The organism is Lelliottia sp. 489 (assembly GCF_050435885.1).
Taxonomy (GTDB): domain Bacteria; phylum Pseudomonadota; class Gammaproteobacteria; order Enterobacterales; family Enterobacteriaceae; genus Enterobacter; species Enterobacter nimipressuralis.
Genome location: NZ_JBNDLC010000006.1, coordinates 115,067 through 132,053 on the forward strand (window position 1 = coordinate 115,067; position 16,987 = coordinate 132,053).

At 56.6% G+C, this 16,987-nt stretch carries 12 protein-coding genes; 11 read left to right on the forward strand and 1 reads right to left on the reverse strand.

What is annotated here, in order from left to right; all coding sequences use genetic code 11:
• Nucleotides 1-353 precede the first annotated feature (353 nt).
• From ABIE11_RS17635 to gntU, 5 genes are all read left to right on the forward strand, one after another.
• Nucleotides 354-1,391 carry an oxidoreductase gene (locus ABIE11_RS17635; protein WP_100778569.1) on the forward strand — a complete coding sequence of 346 codons (1,038 nt, stop codon included), beginning with the start codon at nt 354-356 and terminating at the stop codon, nt 1,389-1,391.
• 123 nt (nt 1,392-1,514) lie between these two features.
• Nucleotides 1,515-2,210: a pirin family protein gene (locus ABIE11_RS17640; RefSeq protein WP_102105321.1), complete on the forward strand. Its 696-nt coding sequence runs from the start codon at nt 1,515-1,517 to the stop codon at nt 2,208-2,210.
• A gap of 104 nt (nt 2,211-2,314) precedes the next feature.
• Complete coding sequence (gntR, locus tag ABIE11_RS17645; RefSeq protein WP_100778571.1) at nt 2,315-3,310, forward strand: gluconate operon transcriptional repressor GntR; 996 nt, start codon at nt 2,315-2,317, stop codon at nt 3,308-3,310.
• Between the two features lie 126 nt (nt 3,311-3,436).
• Entirely contained in the window at nt 3,437-3,964 is a 528-nt protein-coding gene (gene gntK / locus ABIE11_RS17650; protein ID WP_100778572.1) for a gluconokinase, read from the forward strand.
• Between the two features lie 3 nt (nt 3,965-3,967).
• On the forward strand, nt 3,968-5,308 hold the full coding sequence (gntU, locus tag ABIE11_RS17655; protein WP_100778573.1) for a gluconate transporter: 1,341 nt from the start codon (nt 3,968-3,970) through the stop codon (nt 5,306-5,308).
• 166 nt (nt 5,309-5,474) lie between these two features.
• Here gntU and yhgN read toward each other — a convergent pair whose 3' ends face one another.
• The gene (yhgN, locus tag ABIE11_RS17660; protein WP_015960802.1) at nt 5,475-6,068 is read right to left on the reverse strand and encodes an NAAT family transporter YhgN; all 594 of its coding nucleotides are present in this window, start codon (nt 6,066-6,068) and stop codon (nt 5,475-5,477) included.
• Nucleotides 6,069-6,244: 176 nt separating this feature from the next.
• Here yhgN and asd point away from each other — a divergent pair, with 176 nt between their 5' ends.
• The 6 genes from asd to glgP all read left to right on the forward strand — a co-directional run bounded on the left by asd (nt 6,245) and on the right by glgP (nt 16,966).
• Nucleotides 6,245-7,351 (forward strand): aspartate-semialdehyde dehydrogenase, encoded by a 1,107-nt coding sequence (gene asd / locus ABIE11_RS17665; protein ID WP_100778574.1) that lies wholly within the window; start codon nt 6,245-6,247, stop codon nt 7,349-7,351.
• Between the two features lie 246 nt (nt 7,352-7,597).
• Nucleotides 7,598-9,784 carry a 1,4-alpha-glucan branching enzyme gene (gene glgB, locus ABIE11_RS17670; RefSeq protein ID WP_429184997.1) on the forward strand — a complete coding sequence of 729 codons (2,187 nt, stop codon included), beginning with the start codon at nt 7,598-7,600 and terminating at the stop codon, nt 9,782-9,784.
• Nucleotides 9,781-11,754 carry a glycogen debranching protein GlgX gene (gene glgX, locus ABIE11_RS17675; protein ID WP_429184998.1) on the forward strand — a complete coding sequence of 658 codons (1,974 nt, stop codon included), beginning with the start codon at nt 9,781-9,783 and terminating at the stop codon, nt 11,752-11,754. The genes glgB and glgX overlap by 4 nt, the downstream gene beginning before the upstream one ends.
• A gap of 17 nt (nt 11,755-11,771) precedes the next feature.
• A complete protein-coding gene (gene glgC / locus ABIE11_RS17680) occupies nt 11,772-13,067 on the forward strand; it encodes a glucose-1-phosphate adenylyltransferase (RefSeq protein ID WP_102105323.1) in 1,296 nt (431 codons plus the stop codon).
• Complete coding sequence (gene glgA / locus ABIE11_RS17685; RefSeq protein WP_100778578.1) at nt 13,067-14,503, forward strand: glycogen synthase GlgA; 1,437 nt, start codon at nt 13,067-13,069, stop codon at nt 14,501-14,503. The genes glgC and glgA overlap by 1 nt, the downstream gene beginning before the upstream one ends.
• Nucleotides 14,504-14,518: 15 nt before the next feature.
• Entirely contained in the window at nt 14,519-16,966 is a 2,448-nt protein-coding gene (gene glgP / locus ABIE11_RS17690; RefSeq protein WP_100778579.1) for a glycogen phosphorylase, read from the forward strand.
• Nucleotides 16,967-16,987 lie beyond the last annotated feature (21 nt).

A 16,987-nucleotide genomic window follows, 5' to 3' on the forward strand; every position in this document is an offset into this window, starting at 1 on the left:
TTTTGTCCTCGGTGGGTTGATATCCTTTTCAACATCATTGACTTTGAAATTCGAGTCAACTCCCTTTTTTTTGCAAAAAGTATTGGACAAGTGCGAATGAGAATGATTATTATTGTCTCGCGTTCAGGAAGACCTCTACGGAAACCTGAAAGCACGACATTGCTCACATTGCTTCCAGTATTACTTTAGCCAGCCTCGCGCTGGCTTTTTTTTATCCTGTTTCAGCCAGGCAGACCTGCCCGTTCCCCTCAGGAAGTGTTCGCCATCCCACCTACGTGAAGCTCACACCGGCGGATGCGCGCGCATTTAACTTGCGCTATGGTTGTCCCAACAACCTTAACAAGGACTGAGCCATGACATTACATTGCGCATTTATTGGATTTGGTAAAAGCACCACTCGCTATCACCTTCCGTATGTTCTCAACCGTAAAGACAGCTGGCACGTGGCGCATATCTTCCGCCGTCACGCGAAACCTGAAGAGCAGTCCCCACAGTATTCCCATATTCATTTCACCAGCGATCTGGATGAGGTGTTAAGCGATCCGCAGGTCAAACTGGTGATCGTCTGTACCCATGCCGACAGCCACTTTGACTACGCGAAACGCGCGCTGGAAGCGGGTAAAAACGTGCTGGTGGAAAAACCCTTCACCCCGACGCTTGCGGAGGCCAAAGAGCTCTTCGCGCTGGCAAAAAGCAAAGGGCTGACCGTCACGCCGTACCAGAACCGTCGCTTTGATACCTGCTTCCTGATGGCGAAACAGGCTATCGAGAGCGGCAAGCTGGGCGATATCGTTGAAATCGAAAGCCATTTCGACCTCTATCGTCCTGTTGCGGAAACCAAACCCGGCCTGCCGCAGGACGGCGCGTTTTATGGTCTGGGCGTGCATACCATGGACCAGGTTATCTCTCTGTTGGGCCGCCCGGATCACGTGACCTACGATATCCGCAGCCTGCGCAACAAAGCCAATCCGGACGATACCTTTGAAGCACAGCTGTTTTACGGCGATTTAAAGGCGATCGTCAAAACTAGCCATCTGGTGAAAACGGACTACCCGAAATTTATCGTTCACGGCACCCGCGGCTCGTTTATCAAATACGGTATCGACCAGCAGGAGACCAGTCTGAAGGCCAATATCATGCCGGGCGAGCCGGGATTTGCGGCGGATGAATCGGTCGGCGTGCTGGAGTATGTCAATGACGAAGGCGTGACGGTAAAAGAACAGCTCACCCCAGAAACCGGCGATTATGGCCGCGTCTACGATGCGCTGTATGACACCCTCACTAAAGGGGCGCCGAATTACGTCAAGGAATCTGAAGTTCTCACTAATCTGGAGATCCTCGAGCGCGGGTTCGAGCAGGCTTCTCCTGCCACGATTACCCTCGCGAAGTAAGCTCTGTCGACTCCTCTGTGCTTGTTCATAATTTTTGAACAGAGGAGTCAATTTTCACCCTCTATGATCCCAGGCCAATTGCGTCCACACTTACTTCATCGAAACGAACTGGGGTGAAAAACAATGATCTTTTTACGTAAAGCAGGCGATCGTGGTCACGCAAATCATGGCTGGCTGGACTCATGGCATACCTTCTCGTTCGCGGACTATTACGACCCGAACTTCATGGGCTTCTCGGCACTGCGCGTGATTAACGATGACGTGATCGACGCGGGCCAGGGCTTCGGTACCCATCCGCACAAAGACATGGAAATCCTGACCTATGTGCTGGAGGGCGCCGTAGCGCACAAAGACAGCATGGGTAACGAAGAGCAGGTTCCGGCCGGTGAGTTCCAGATTATGAGCGCCGGTACCGGGGTTCGTCACTCGGAGTACAACCCGAGCAACACGGAAAAACTGCACCTGTACCAAATCTGGATCATTCCAGAAGAAACCGGCATCACGCCGCGCTACGAGCAGCGCCGCTTCGATGCCCTGCAGGGCAAACAGCTGGTGCTTTCCCCGGATGCGCGTGATGGCTCCCTGAAAGTGCATCAGGATATGGAACTGTACCGTTGGGCACTGGCGAAAGACGAACAGTCTGTGCATCAGATTGCCGCGAACCGCCGCGTGTGGATCCAGGTGGTCAAAGGTGACGTGACAATCAACGGCACCAAAGCCACCACCGCTGACGGTCTGGCGGTTTGGGATGAGCAGGCGCTGTCCGTTCATGCTGACAGCGCGAGCGAAATTCTGCTCTTCGATCTGCCGCCCGTGTGATTAATCGTAAATAAAAGGCCAACCTTCCCTATTTGACAGGGGAAGGTTGGCCTTTGTCCGTGATAAACTGAGAGAATGTCTCATTACAGGTTTCTCTCAGGACGATGAAAAAGAAACGACCCGTACTTCAGGATGTGGCCGATCGCGTCGGTGTGACCAAAATGACGGTCAGCCGCTTTTTGCGTAACCCGGAACAGGTTTCCCTGGCGTTGCGTGGCAAGATTGCCGCTGCTCTCGATGAACTGGGTTATATCCCCAACCGCGCGCCCGATATTCTCTCCAATGCCACCAGCCGTGCGGTCGGTGTTCTGCTTCCTTCCTTAACCAACCAGGTTTTCGCCGAAGTGCTGCGCGGAATCGAAAGCGTTACTGACGCCTACGGTTATCAAACCATGCTCGCGCACTACGGGTACAAACCGGAACTGGAAGAGGAACGTCTTGAATCGATGCTTTCCTGGAACATCGACGGTCTGATCTTAACGGAACGTACTCACACGCCGCGTACGCTCAAGATGATTGAAGTCGCCGGCATTCCGGTGGTGGAGCTGATGGACAGTCAGTCGCCTTGTCTGGATATTGCCGTCGGGTTCGATAACTTCGAAGCCGCGCGTCAGATGACCGCCGCCATTCTCGCCCGCGGTCACCGCCACGTGGCCTATCTGGGCGCACGTCTCGACGAACGTACTATCATCAAACAGAAGGGATACGAGCAGGCGATGCTCGACGCAAACTTAACGCCGTACAGCGTGATGGTGGAGCAATCCTCTTCCTATTCGTCCGGTATTGAGCTGATGCGCCAGGCCCGCCGAGAGTATCCGCAGCTTGATGGTATATTCTGTACCAACGATGACCTTGCGGTCGGCGCAGCCTTTGAATGTCAGCGTCTTGGCCTGAAAATCCCTGACGATATGGCGATTGCCGGTTTCCACGGCCACGATATCGGACAGGTGATGGAGCCACGTCTGGCGAGCGTTCTGACGCCGCGCGAACGCATGGGCCGCATCGGTGCGGAACGCCTGCTGGCGCGCATTCGTGGTGAAGTGGTCACGCCTAAAATGTTAGATTTAGGTTTCACCTTGTCACCGGGTGGATCAATTTAGTCTGACAAATTTGAAGTAGCTCACACTTATTCACTTCTCGCACGAATGGATATTGCTTCTCCATTGCCCCGGCAGGACAATGTTACCGATAACTGTTACCCGTAACAATTGACTGAGGGGCACCCTTTGAGCACGACAAATCTCGATCACCACGTTTACGTCCTGATGGGCGTTTCCGGTAGCGGTAAATCTGCCGTCGCCAGCGAAGTGGCGCATCAACTTCAGGCAGCGTTTCTTGATGGCGACTTCCTCCACCCGCGCAGCAACATCACTAAAATGGCCGCTGGCGAACCGCTGAACGACGACGATCGTAAGCCCTGGTTGCAGGCGCTGAACGATGCCGCGTTTGCGATGCAGCGCACCAACAAAGTGTCGCTGATTGTCTGCTCCGCGCTGAAAAAGACCTATCGCGATCTGCTGCGTGACGGTAACCCAAACCTCTCCTTTATCTATCTGAAAGGCGATTTCGACGTGATCGAAAGCCGTCTGAAAGCCCGTAAAGGCCACTTCTTCAAAACTCAGATGCTGGTCACGCAGTTTGAAGCGCTGCAGGAACCGGGTGCAGACGAAAGCGATGTTCTGATCGTCGATATCGATCAGCCGCTGGACGGTGTTGTTGCCAGCACCATTGAGGTCATTAAAAAAAGGCAGTAAGTTTTGAGTACATTAACGCTAGTTTTGACAGCCGTCGGCTCCGTTTTGCTGCTGCTGTTTTTAGTGATGAAGGCGCGTATGCATGCCTTCGTTGCTTTGATGGTGGTTTCTATTGGTGCAGGTCTCTTTTCCGGTATGCCGCTCGATAAAATCGCAGCGACGATGGAAAAAGGGATGGGAGGCACGCTGGGCTTCCTGGCGATTGTGGTCGCGCTCGGCGCGATGTTTGGCAAGATTTTGCATGAGACGGGCGCGGTCGATCAGATTGCCGTCAAGATGCTCAAATCCTTCGGCCACAGCCGCGCGCACTACGCGATTGGTCTGGCCGGTCTGATTTGCGCGCTGCCGCTGTTCTTTGAAGTGGCCGTGGTGCTGCTGATTAGCGTCGCGTTCTCCATGGCGCGTCACACGGGCACCAACCTAGTTAAGCTGGTCATTCCGCTGTTTGCGGGCGTCGCGGCGGCCGCAGCGTTCCTGCTGCCTGGGCCTGCGCCGATGCTGCTGGCGTCTCAGATGCACGCCGATTTTGGCTGGATGATTCTGATTGGCCTGTGCGCCGCGATCCCGGGGATGATTATTGCCGGGCCGCTGTGGGGCAACTTTATCAGCCGCTACGTTGAGCTGCACATTCCTGATGACATCACCGAGCCGCACCTTGGCGAAGGCAAAATGCCGTCCTTCGGCTTCAGCCTGTCGCTGATTCTGCTGCCGCTGGTGCTGGTTGGCCTCAAAACCATCGCCGCGCGCTTTGTGCCGGTCGGTTCCAGTGCTTACGAATGGTTCGAGTTTATCGGTCATCCGTTCACCGCGATTCTGGTGGCGTGTCTGGTGGCGATTTACGGCCTGGCGATGCGTCAGGGGATGCCGAAAGACCGCGTGATGGAGATCTGCGGCGCGGCGCTGCAACCGGCGGGGATTATTCTGCTGGTGATTGGCGCAGGCGGTGTGTTCAAGCAGGTGCTGGTTGATTCCGGCGTGGGCCCGGCTCTGGGCGAAGCGCTGACCGGAATGGGCTTACCGATTGCCGTGACCTGTTTCGTGCTGGCAGCAGCGGTGCGTATTATCCAGGGTTCTGCCACGGTAGCTTGTCTGACTGCGGTCGGCCTGGTGATGCCGGTGATTGAACAGCTGAACTACTCCGGTGCGCAAATGGCGGCCCTGTCTATCTGTATCGCGGGCGGCTCTATCGTGGTCTCCCACGTAAACGACGCAGGCTTCTGGCTGTTCGGTAAATTTACCGGCGCGACCGAAGCGCAAACCCTGAAAACCTGGACGCTGATGGAAACCATCCTCGGCACGACAGGGGCGATTGTTGGGATGATTGCGTTTTCGCTGCTGAGTTAAGTGCGATGTTTGTCGGGAAGGCGGCTACGCCTTACCCGACCGATAAAACGGTGATATGAAGGCCGGGTAAGCGCAAGCACTACCCGGCTTTTTTACAGAGGCTCTACACCTTCTTCAGTCCGTAAGATCAACGGAACCACGCCTTTACCCGATATACTCCTCAACCTCACCCCTTCATCCACGCCCGAATTCCATCCAGGAACATCTGCGTCGCCATCATCACCAGAATCAACCCCATCAGGCGTTCCAGCGCGTTCACCCCTTTTTCGCCCAACAGGCGCAGGAACAGCGACGACTGCAGCAGGATGATGAAGGTCCCGCCCCAGGCGATCAGCAGAGCAATCACCAGATGGCTCATCTGATTCGGATACTGATGGGAGAGCAGCATCAGCGTCGCCAGAATGGTCGGCCCGGCGACAAGCGGGATCGCCAGCGGTACGATAAACGGCTCTTCGCCCGCAGGCAGGCCGCTGCTGCTGCCTTCGGCGCTTGGGAAAATCATTTTAATGGCGATCAGGAACAGAATAATGCCGCCAGAGATGGAAACCGTCTCAGCGCGTAAATTCAGGAACGCGAGGATCTTTTCACCCGCGAACAGGAAGATAAACATCACCAGCAGCGCGATGAGCAGCTCGCGGATCATGATCGCCCGGCGGCGCTTCGGCTCGGTGTGTTTCAGCACCGACATAAAAATGGGCAGGTTCCCAAGCGGATCCATAATCAGGATCAAAAGCACCGCTGCGGAAATGATTTCAGTCATTGTTATTTATCCCTGATAAACCCTGTGGTTTCTATTGTAATTAGTGGTATTACTGATCGCAGCGCAATCATTGATTAATTTCACTTGCGACTTTGGCAGCATTTTGTAATGTGAAGGCTATGCCCGTTGGATACGGGTTGACACACACAGCACACACCTCTGCAGGAACATACGCTATGAAAAACGTTGGTTTTATCGGCTGGCGCGGTATGGTCGGCTCTGTCCTCATGCAACGCATGATCGAAGAGCGCGATTTTGACGCCATCCGCCCGGTCTTCTTCTCCACTTCCCAGTTCGGGCAAGCAGCGCCCGCGTTCGGCGGTGCCTCTACGGGCACGCTTCAGGACGCCTTTAATCTGGAAGCGCTGAAGGCACTTGATATTATAGTGACCTGCCAGGGCGGCGATTATACCAACGAAATCTATCCAAAGCTTCGTGAAAGCGGCTGGCAGGGTTACTGGATTGACGCCGCGTCTTCTCTGCGTATGAAAGATGACGCGATCATTATTCTCGACCCGGTGAACCAGGGCGTGATCACCGACGGCCTGAACAACGGCGTGAAAACCTTTGTCGGCGGTAACTGTACCGTCAGCCTGATGCTGATGTCCCTGGGCGGCCTGTTCGCGCAGGATCTGGTGGAGTGGGTCTCCGTTGCCACCTATCAGGCCGCATCCGGCGGCGGCGCGCGTCATATGCGCGAACTGCTGGCACAGATGGGTCAACTGCACAGTCACGTCGCTGACGAGCTGGCGAACCCGGCCTCGGCGATTCTGGATATCGAACGCAAAGTCACCCAACTTTCCCGCTCCGGCGAACTGCCGGTCGATAACTTCGGCGTTCCGCTGGCAGGCAGCCTGATCCCGTGGATCGACAAACAGCTCGATAACGGCCAGAGCCGCGAAGAGTGGAAAGGCCAGGCCGAGACCAACAAAATCCTCAGCACCTCTTCCGTGATCCCGGTTGACGGTCTGTGCGTGCGCGTTGGCGCGCTGCGCTGCCACAGCCAGGCCTTCACCCTTAAACTGAAAAAAGATGTGTCTATTCCGACCGTGGAAGAGCTGCTGGCTGCGCACAACCCGTGGGCGAAAGTGGTGCCAAACGATCGCGATATCACCATGCGTGAACTGACCCCGGCCGCCGTTACCGGCACGCTGACCACGCCGGTCGGTCGTCTGCGTAAGCTGAACATGGGGCCGGAGTATCTCTCGGCCTTCACCGTCGGAGACCAGCTCCTGTGGGGTGCCGCCGAGCCGCTTCGCCGCATGTTGCGACAACTGGCCTAATAATTTGCTAATACCGGGGGTGATATTCACCCCCTTTTTTTTGCGCGTAACACGGAGTCATGCGCAGAGCGTCAATTTTTATCAGGAGTCATTTCGTCGTTGGCTATGCTTTAAGGAAGAGTCATTTCTTACCTGAGGGTGGGATGGCGCAGAGAGGATGAACAATATCTGCGTCGTTCAGGTCACATTAAAAGTCGCACCGGAGCGCTTAAATAGGGCGACATTAGAAAAAACAGGATGAATACCATGTCCGATCGTATTGATAGAGACGTGATAAATGCGCTAATTGCGGGTCATTTTGCGGACCCATTTTCTGTGCTGGGTATGCACAGGACGGAGGATGGACTGGAAGTCCGCGCACTGTTGCCCGACGCCACCGAAGTGTGGGTCATTGAACCTAAAACCGGCCGCAAGGTAGGCAAGCTGGAGTGCCTTGATTCGCGCGGTTTCTTCTCAGGCGCGATCCCGCGTCGCAAAAACCTGTTCCGTTATCAGCTCGCCGTGCTCTGGCATGGTCATGAAAACCTGATTGACGATCCCTACAGTTTTGGCCCGCTGTTACAAGAGATGGATGCCTGGCTGCTCTCCGAAGGCACGCACCTTCGCCCGTACGAAACGCTGGGCGCGCATGCCGATACGATGGATGGCATCACCGGCACCCGTTTTTCCGTCTGGGCACCGAATGCGCAGCGCGTGTCGGTGGTTGGCCAGTTCAACTACTGGGACGGTCGCCGCCACCCGATGCGCCTGCGGCGTGAATCGGGGATCTGGGAGCTGTTTATCCCCGGCGCGCACAACGGCCAGCTCTACAAATTCGAAATGATCGATGCCCACGGTCAGCTGCGGGTCAAAGCCGATCCTTACGCCTTCGAAGCGCAAATGCGCCCGGACACCGCGTCGCTGATTTGCGGTCTGCCGGAGAAAATCGTGCAGACCGAAGAGCGCAAACAGGCTAACCGCTTCGATGCGCCAATCTCTATTTATGAAGTGCACCTCGGCTCATGGCGTCGCCACACGGACAACAATTTCTGGCTGAGCTATCGCGAACTGGCGGACCAGCTGGTGCCCTACGCCAAATGGATGGGCTTTACCCATCTGGAGTTGCTGCCGATTAACGAGCACCCGTTCGACGGCAGTTGGGGCTATCAGCCGACCGGCCTTTACGCACCGACGCGCCGCTTCGGCACCCGCGATGACTTCCGCTATTTCATCAACGCCGCCCATGCCGCCGGACTCAGCGTGATCCTCGACTGGGTGCCAGGCCATTTCCCGACGGATGATTTTGGTCTCTCTCAGTTTGATGGCACCAATCTTTACGAGCACAGCGATCCGCGCGAAGGCTTCCATCAGGACTGGAACACCCTGATTTACAACTATGGTCGTCGCGAAGTGGCGAACTATCTGGTGGGCAACGCCCTGTACTGGATTGAACGTTTTGGTATCGACGCTCTGCGCGTGGATGCCGTGGCGTCGATGATCTATCGCGACTACAGCCGCAAAGAGGGCGAGTGGATTCCGAACGAATACGGGGGCCGCGAAAACCTCGAAGCCATTGAATTCCTGCGCAGCACTAACCGCATTCTCGGCGAGCAGGTCGAAGGCGCGGTGACGATGGCCGAAGAGTCGACCGACTTCCCCGGCGTATCGCGTCCGCCTGCCATGGGCGGGCTGGGCTTCTGGTACAAGTGGAACCTGGGCTGGATGCACGACACCCTCGACTATTTCAAACTCGATCCGGTCTATCGTCAGTATCACCACGACAAACTGACCTTCGGGATGCTCTACAACAACACCGAAAACTTTGTTCTGCCGCTCTCTCATGACGAAGTGGTCCACGGCAAAAAATCGATTCTCGACCGCATGCCCGGCGACGCGTGGCAGCGCTTTGCCAACCTGCGCGCCTACTACGGCTGGCTATTTGCCTTCCCGGGCAAAAAGCTGCTGTTTATGGGCAACGAATTCGCCCAGGGCCGTGAGTGGAACCATGATGCGAGCCTCGACTGGCATCTGCTGGAAGGCGGCGACAACTGGCATCACGGCGTTCAGCGCCTGGTGCGCGACCTCAACCTGACCTATCGCCATCATAAAGCCCTGCACGAGCTGGACTTTGACTCCTACGGCTTTGAGTGGCTGGTGGTGGATGACCACGAGCGCTCGGTGTTTATCTTCGTGCGCCGCGATCGGGAAGGGAATGAAATCATCATCGCCAGCAACTTTACGCCGGTGCCGCGCCAGAACTATCGCTTCGGCATCAACCAGCCGGGCAGATGGCGCGAAATTCTCAACACCGACTCCAGCCACTACCACGGCAGTAACGCCGGTAACGGCGGCAGCGTTCATAGCGATGAGTGGGAAAGCCACGGGCGTCCGAACTCTCTGAGCCTCACGCTGCCACCGCTGTCGACAATCTGGCTGGTTCGGGAGGGCGAATGACGCAACTCACGGCAGGCAAACCCGCTCCGCTTGGGGCAACGTTTGACGGCAAAGGGGTGAATTTCACCCTCTTTACCGCCCACGCAGAACGGGTGGAACTCTGTGTGTTTGACGGTGAGGGTAATGAGTACCGCTACGATCTGCCGGAACGCAGCGGGGACATCTGGCATGGCTATCTGGCCGACGGGCGGCCCGGACTGCGCTACGGTTTTCGCGTGCACGGCCCGTGGGAGCCGGGGCAGGGGCTACGATTTAATCCGGCCAAATTACTCGTCGACCCTTGCGCCATGCGCGTCGAGGGAGAGGTCACCGATAACCCGCTCTACTTTGATGGCGACCACGAACCCGAGCCTCGCGACAGCGCGGCGATTGCGCCAAAAAGCGTGGTGGTGAGCGATGCTTATGACTGGGAAGATGACGCCCCGCCCGCGACGCCGTGGGGGAGAACGGTTATCTACGAAGCCCACGTTAAAGGGCTGACGTATCTGCATCCGGCGATCCCGCAGGAGATCCGTGGCACCTACAAGGCGCTCGCTCATCCGGTGATGATTGCCTATCTCAAACACCTGGGCATCACCGCGCTGGAGCTGCTCCCGGTGGCCCATTTTGCCTCTGAGCCGCGCCTGCTGCGCCTGGGGCTGACCAACTACTGGGGCTACAACCCGCTGGCGATGTTTGCCCTCGATCCGCGCTACGCCTCACATCCGGAACGCGCCAGAGATGAGTTTCGCGATGCGGTAAAAGCGCTGCACCAGGCCGGTATCGAAGTGATTCTGGATGTGGTGTTGAACCACAGCGCGGAGCTGGATCTCGACGGACCGACGCTCTCAATGCGCGGAATCGACAACCGTAGCTATTATTGGATTAGGGAGGATGGTGATTATCACAACTGGACCGGTTGCGGTAACACGCTCAACCTCAGTCATCCGGCGGTGGCAGACTTTGCTTATCACTGCCTGAAATCCTGGGTCGAGACCTTCCATATCGACGGTTTCCGCTTCGATCTGGCGTCTGTGATGGGCCGAACGCCTGCGTTCAGCCAGCAGGCTCCCTTGTTTGAAGCCATTAAAAACTGTCCGGTGCTGTCGCGCGTCAAACTGATTGCTGAGCCGTGGGATATCGGTGACGGCGGTTATCAGGTGGGGAACTTCCCGCCGCTGTTTGCCGAGTGGAACGATCGTTTCCGCGATGCCACGCGCCGTTTTTGGCTGGAAAAAAATCTCTCTCTTGGCGACTTTGCCGGGCGGTTTGCGGCGTCCAGTGATGTGTTCAGGAAGAGTGGCAGAGCACCGTCGGCCAGCGTCAATCTGGTGACGGCGCACGACGGGTTTACCCTTCGCGACTGTGTTTGTTTCAATCAGAAACACAATGAGGCAAACGGCGAAGAAAACCGCGATGGGACTAACAATAACCATAGCTTTAATCATGGTATAGAAGGGTTAGGCGGCAGTCAGGATGTTATCGAGCGGCGCCGCGCCAGCGTGCATGCGCTGCTGACTTCGCTGTTGCTTTCGCAAGGGACGCCAATGCTGCTGGCGGGTGATGAGTTTGGTCATAGCCAGCACGGCAATAACAATGCGTATTGCCAGGATAACGCGCTGACCTGGCTCGACTGGGAACAGGCAAACACGGGGTTAACGCACTTTGCAGCGGCCTTGATCCATCTTCGGCAACAGATCCCAGCGCTCACGGCGGATCGCTGGTGGGAAGAGGGAGACGGCAACGTCAGCTGGCTGAATAAAGAGGCACAACCGCTAAGTGCGCACGAGTGGCAGTACGGTATTCCCTGCCTGCAAATCCTGCTTTCGGATAACTGGCTAATCACGTTAAACGCGACGAACGATGTCGCAGAGATTGTTTTACCTCACGGGGAATGGCGCGCCATTTCCCCCTTTGCCGGAGTGGATAATCCGGTGGTAATGGCTGTCTGGCACGGGCCTGCACACGGAGTGTGCGTATTCCAAAGATGATAAAAAAGGAGTTAGTCATGGTGAGATTAGAGAAGAACGATCCCTTGATGTTGGCGCGCCAGTTACCCTTAAAAACGGTCGCGCTGATACTTGCTGGTGGACGTGGTACCCGTCTGAAAGATTTGACAATCAAGCGTGCTAAGCCTGCCGTTCACTTTGGTGGTAAGTTCCGTATTATCGATTTTGCATTATCCAACTGCCTGAACTCCGGTATTCGCCGTATCGGCGTGATTACTCAGTATCAGTCGCACACCCTGGTGCAGCACATCCAGCGCGGCTGGTCATTTTTCAGCGAAGAGATGAACGAGTTTGTCGATCTGCTTCCGGCGCAGCAGCGCGTACACGGTGAAAACTGGTATCGCGGCACGGCCGATGCGGTGACGCAAAACCTCGACATCATTCGCCGCTACGGCGCGGAATACATCGTGATCCTCGCGGGCGACCATATTTATAAGCAAGACTACTCGCACATGCTCATCGACCACGTCGAAAAAGGGGCGCGTTGCACCGTGGCGTGTCTGCCGGTGCCCGTTGCTGAAGCGACGGCGTTCGGCGTCATGGACGTGGACGAGAACGACAAGATTATCGATTTCGTTGAGAAACCGGCTAACCCGCCGACCATGCCGACGGATGCCACCAAATCCCTCGCCAGTATGGGCATCTATATCTTTGATGCCGATTACCTTTATGAACTGCTGGAAGAGGACGACAAGGACGAGAATTCTAGCCACGACTTCGGCAAAGATATCATCCCGAAAATCACCAAAGCTGGCATGGCTTATGCACATCCCTTCCCGCTGTCCTGCGTGCAGTCTGACCCGGATGCCGAACCGTACTGGCGCGACGTGGGTACGCTTGAAGCGTACTGGAAGGCGAACCTCGATTTAGCCTCCGTCACCCCGGAACTGGATATGTACGACCAGAACTGGCCGATTCGCACGCACATGGAATCGCTGCCGCCGGCCAAATTTGTGCAGGACCGTTCCGGTAGCCACGGCATGACGCTGAACTCGCTGGTGTCGGGCGGGTGCATTATTTCTGGCTCAGTAGTGGTGCAGTCGGTGCTCTTCCCGCGCGTGCGGGTGAACTCCTTCTGCAATATCGATTCGTCGGTACTGCTGCCGGATGTGTGGGTGGGGCGCTCGTGTCGTTTGCGTCGCTGTGTTATCGACCGTGCCTGTGTGATCCCGGAAGGGATGGTGATTGGAGAGAATGCGGAGGAAGACGCTCGCCGCTTCTACCGCTCAGAAGAAGGCATCGTGCTGGTCACGCGCGAAATGCTGCGCAAACTGCAGGTCAAACAGGAGCGATAATGCAGGTTTTACATGTATGTTCTGAGATGTTCCCGCTGCTGAAAACGGGCGGGCTGGCGGATGTACTGGGCGCACTCCCGGCGGCGCAAATTGCGGAAGGTATCGACACCCGCGTGCTGCTGCCGGCTTTTCCTGATCTCCGCCGTGGCATCCCCGACGCGCAGGTGGTGAGCCGTCGCGACACGTTCGCCGGGCGCATCACCCTGCTGTTTGGCCATTACAATGGCGTCGGCATTTATCTGATTGATGCGCCGCATTTGTACGATCGACCAGGGAGCCCGTACCACGACACGAACTTATTCGCCTATACGGACAACGTGCTGCGTTTTGCGTTGCTCGGGTGGGTGGGCGCTGAAATGGCGGTCGGACTCGATCCCTTCTGGCGCCCGGAGATCGTCCACGCGCACGACTGGCACGCAGGGCTGGCTCCCGCCTATCTGGCGGCGCGCGGCCACCCGGCAAAGTCGGTCTTTACGGTGCACAACCTGGCGTATCAGGGCATGTACTACGCCCATCATATGAATGACATCGATCTGCCATGGTCGTTCTATAACATGCACGGGCTGGAGTTTAACGGTCAGATTTCGTTCCTGAAAGCGGGGCTGTACTACGCCGACCACATCACGGCGGTCAGCCCGACTTACGCACGCGAAATCACCGAGCCGGAGTTTGGCTACGGCATGGAAGGGCTGTTGCGCCAGCGACATCGCGAAGGACGCCTGTCGGGAATCCTCAACGGCGTCGATGAAAAAATCTGGAGTCCGGAAACGGACCTTTTGTTGGCCTCGCGCTACAACCGTGATTCGGTGGAAGACAAAGCGGAAAACAAGCGCCAGCTGCAGATTGCGATGGGGCTGAAGGTGAACGACAAAGTGCCGCTGTTCGCCGTGGTCAGCCGCCTGACCAGCCAGAAAGGGCTGGATCTGGTGCTGGAAGCGCTGCCGGGGCTGCTGGAGCAGGGCGGTCAACTGGCGCTGCTGGGGGCAGGTGATCCGGTGTTGCAGGAAGGTTTCCTTGCCGCTGCCGCCGAACATCCGGGGCAGGTAGGCGTGCAGATTGGTTATCACGAGGCGTTCTCGCACCGCATTATGGGCGGCGCGGATGTCATCCTGGTGCCAAGCCGCTTTGAGCCATGCGGCTTAACCCAGCTGTATGGACTCAAGTACGGCACGCTGCCGCTGGTGCGCCGCACCGGTGGGCTGGCTGATACCGTATCGGATACGTCGCTGGAGAATCTGGCGGACGGCATCGCCACCGGTTTTGCCTTTGAAGACAGCAATGCCTGGTCGCTGCTGCGGGCGATTCGGCGGGCATTTGTTCTGTGGTCGCGTCCCTCTTTGTGGCGTTTCGTGCAACGCCAGGCGATGGCGATGGACTTTAGCTGGCACGTTGCGGCGCAGTCGTACCGCGATCTTTATCAACGCTTGATGTCATAAGGCGGAGTCACTGATATGAATGCACCTTTTAGTTATGCATCCCCGACACTTAGCGTAGAGGCGTTAAAGCATTCCATCGCCTATAAGCTGATGTTTACCATCGGGAAAGATCCGGTGATCGCCAACAAGCACGAGTGGCTGAACGCCACGCTGTTTGCCGTGCGTGACCGTCTGGTCGAACGCTGGCTGCGCTCGAACCGCGCCCAGCTCTCGCAGGAAACCCGTCAGGTCTATTACCTGTCGATGGAGTTTTTGATTGGCCGCACCCTTTCCAACGCGCTGTTATCGCTCGGGATTTACGACGATGTCAAAAACGCACTGGAAGAGATGGGGTTAGATTTAGAAGAGCTGATTGATGAAGAGAACGACCCCGGTTTAGGCAACGGTGGTCTGGGCCGTCTGGCGGCGTGTTTCCTCGATTCGCTGGCGACGCTGGCCCTGCCGGGACGCGGCTACGGGATTCGCTACGATTACGGCATGTTCAAGCAGAACATCGTCGACGGGCGGCAGAAAGAGTCGCCGGATTACTGGCTGGAGTACGGCAATCCGTGGGAATTTAAACGCCACAATACGCGCTACAAAGTGCGCTTTGGTGGCCGCGTGCAGCTCGAAGGCAAAAAGAGCCGCTGGCTGGAGACTGAAGAGATCCTGGCGGTCGCTTACGATCAGATTATCCCAGGCTATGACACGGACGCCACCAATACATTGCGTCTGTGGAACGCCCAGGCCAGTAGCGAAATCAACCTCGGTAAATTCAACCAGGGCGACTACTTCGCGGCGGTGGAAGACAAAAACCACTCCGAGAACGTGTCGCGCGTGCTGTATCCGGATGACTCCACCTACTCCGGGCGCGAACTGCGTCTGCGTCAGGAGTATTTCCTGGTGTCGTCGACGATCCAGGACATTTTGAGCCGCCACTATCAGCTGCACAAAACCTACAACAACCTGGCCGAAAAGACCGCGATTCACCTCAACGACACCCATCCGGTGCTGTCGATTCCCGAACTGATGCGCCTGCTGATGGATGAGCACAAGTTCAGCTGGGACGAGGCGTTCGAAGTGACCTGTCAGGTGTTCTCTTACACCAACCATACGCTGATGAGCGAAGCGCTGGAGACCTGGCCGGTCGACATGCTCGGCAAGATCCTGCCGCGCCATCTGCAGATCATCTTTGAAATTAACGACTACTTCCTGAAAACGCTCCAGGAGCAATATCCGAACGACACCGGGCTGTTGAGCCGCACGTCGATTATCGATGAGTCCAATGGCCGTCGCGTGCGTATGGCGTGGCTGGCGGTGGTGATCAGCCACAAGGTGAACGGGGTGTCCGAGCTGCACTCGAACCTGATGGTGCAGTCGTTGTTTGCGGACTTCGCGAAAATCTTCCCGATGCGCTTTTGCAACGTCACTAACGGCGTCACGCCTCGCCGTTGGCTGGCGCTGGCGAACCAGCCGCTCTCGGAAGTGCTGGACGAAAACATCGGTCGCACCTGGCGCACCGATCTCAGTCAGCTGAGCGAACTGGAACAGCACGCCGATTTCCCGACGGTGAACAAAGCGGTACGCGACGCCAAGCTGCTGAACAAAAAACGCCTCGCGGTGTACATGGCTCAGCACCTGAACGTGATCGCGAATCCGAAAGCGCTGTTTGACGTGCAGATTAAACGTATTCACGAGTACAAACGTCAGCTGATGAACGTGCTGCATGTGATCACCCGCTACAACCGCATCAAAGCCGATCCGACGGCGGAGTGGGTGCCGCGTGTGAACATTTTTGCCGGTAAGGCCGCCTCGGCGTACTACATGGCGAAGCACATCATTCACCTCATCAACGACGTGGCGAAGGTGATCAACAACGATCCGCAGATTGGCGACAAACTGAAGATCGTCTTCATCCCCAACTACAGCGTGAGTCTGGCGCAGCTGATCATTCCGGCGGCGGATCTCTCTGAGCAGATTTCGCTCGCGGGGACCGAGGCGTCCGGGACCAGTAACATGAAGTTTGCCCTGAACGGCGCGCTGACCATTGGCACGCTGGACGGTGCTAACGTCGAGATGCTGGAGCACGTCGGCGCGGACAATATCTTTATCTTCGGGAATACGGCGGAAGAGGTGGAGGAGCTACGCAAGCAGGGCTACAAACCACGCGAGTATTACGAGCAGGATGAAGAGCTGCGCGAAGTGCTGACGCAGATCGCCACCGGCCTGTTTAACCCGGAAGAGCCTGGCCGCTATCGCGATCTGGTGGATTCCCTGATTAACTTCGGCGATCACTATCAGGTGCTGGCGGATTATCGCAGCTATGTGGATTGTCAGGACAAGGTGGACGAGCTATATCGCCATCAGGAGGAGTGGGCCACCAAAGCGATGCTCAATATCGCCAACATGGGCTATTTCTCATCCGACAGGACCATCAAAGAGTATGCCGAGACCATTTGGCATATCGATCCGGTACGGTTGTAAACGCAAAACGGCAACGTAAGT

Coding starts and splice junctions, on each gene's coding strand:
- glgC (WP_102105323.1), top strand. CDS start 11,772: ATGGTGAGATTAGAGAAGAACGATCCCTTGATGTTGGCGCGCCAGTTA.
- gntR (WP_100778571.1), top strand. CDS start 2,315: ATGAAAAAGAAACGACCCGTACTTCAGGATGTGGCCGATCGCGTCGGT.
- glgX (WP_429184998.1), top strand. CDS start 9,781: ATGACGCAACTCACGGCAGGCAAACCCGCTCCGCTTGGGGCAACGTTT.
- asd (WP_100778574.1), top strand. CDS start 6,245: ATGAAAAACGTTGGTTTTATCGGCTGGCGCGGTATGGTCGGCTCTGTC.
- yhgN (WP_015960802.1), bottom strand. CDS start 6,068: ATGACTGAAATCATTTCCGCAGCGGTGCTTTTGATCCTGATTATGGAT.
- ABIE11_RS17635 (WP_100778569.1), top strand. CDS start 354: ATGACATTACATTGCGCATTTATTGGATTTGGTAAAAGCACCACTCGC.
- ABIE11_RS17640 (WP_102105321.1), top strand. CDS start 1,515: ATGATCTTTTTACGTAAAGCAGGCGATCGTGGTCACGCAAATCATGGC.
- glgB (WP_429184997.1), top strand. CDS start 7,598: ATGTCCGATCGTATTGATAGAGACGTGATAAATGCGCTAATTGCGGGT.
- glgA (WP_100778578.1), top strand. CDS start 13,067: ATGCAGGTTTTACATGTATGTTCTGAGATGTTCCCGCTGCTGAAAACG.
- glgP (WP_100778579.1), top strand. CDS start 14,519: ATGAATGCACCTTTTAGTTATGCATCCCCGACACTTAGCGTAGAGGCG.